At 48.5% G+C, this 813-nt stretch carries 1 protein-coding gene; it reads right to left on the reverse strand.

Annotated features, from left to right (window positions below):
* A partial coding sequence (locus NC99_RS07285; RefSeq protein ID WP_204374932.1) for a tetratricopeptide repeat protein occupies positions 1 to 759 on the reverse strand: 759 nt, incomplete at its 3' end.
* Between the last annotated feature and the right edge of the window lie 54 nt (positions 760 to 813).

Genomic DNA, 813 nt, shown 5'->3' on the forward strand with positions numbered 1-813 from the left:
TTTTATCACGTTTTGGTACGAAATAAGCGCTTTTTGTGTCTGTCCGGTTTGCTGGTAGGCTATACCGGAGTAAAAGTTGCTGACCGGGTTATTTGGGTCAATTTCGAGCACTTCGGAGAAGGAGCCGATGGCGGCCTGGTATTCCTGATTGTTGAACAGGTGCAGGGCTTTGGTCAGCTTGCTGTCAATCAGCGCATCTCCCGAGCGGAATATCCCGGTTGTTTCATAGGGCTGGTAATACTGGCTGTAGAGTTCTCCATCGCTCGATGGATTGTTTTTGCTGATCAGTCCGGCAATACTCATGATCAGAACCAGCGACGCAGCGACTGTTGCAACGGTAAGCCTGGACGAGCTGATCCGTGCTGCAAAAGAGCGTTTTTGCTTTTCTTCGCGGTTTATTTCCTTGCTGATGGCACCCAGTTTGGCCCGTAAATCCATGATGTCGGTTTCGGCAACGGCCTTGTCAATTTCTCCAACAAGATTGAGTTCCGCTTCCAGATCGGGGTTTTCCGCCAGTTCTGCTTCAAAAGAAGCCAGCTTTTCATCGCTGAGCTCATTGCTCAGGTACTGGTCAATTTCTTCCATCTTTTGAGCTGTTGAAGCCTCGGTGTGCTGAATGGATTGCAGGCTGGCCCGAAGGTCCATGATATCGGTTTCGGCTGTAGCCCGGTCAATATCTTGATACAATTCGATGTCTTTCGCCAGATCTTTGCTAAGCATGAGTTCCTGCTCAAAGTCGGCCATCATTTTGAGTTTCATGCCAGTTTCCTTAAAAAACTGCTTTTGAGCTTTCCTCAAAATATTCTCCGGCGA

Origin of the sequence: Sunxiuqinia dokdonensis, from assembly GCF_001270965.1 — a bacterium.
Classification (GTDB): domain Bacteria; phylum Bacteroidota; class Bacteroidia; order Bacteroidales; family Prolixibacteraceae; genus Sunxiuqinia; species Sunxiuqinia dokdonensis.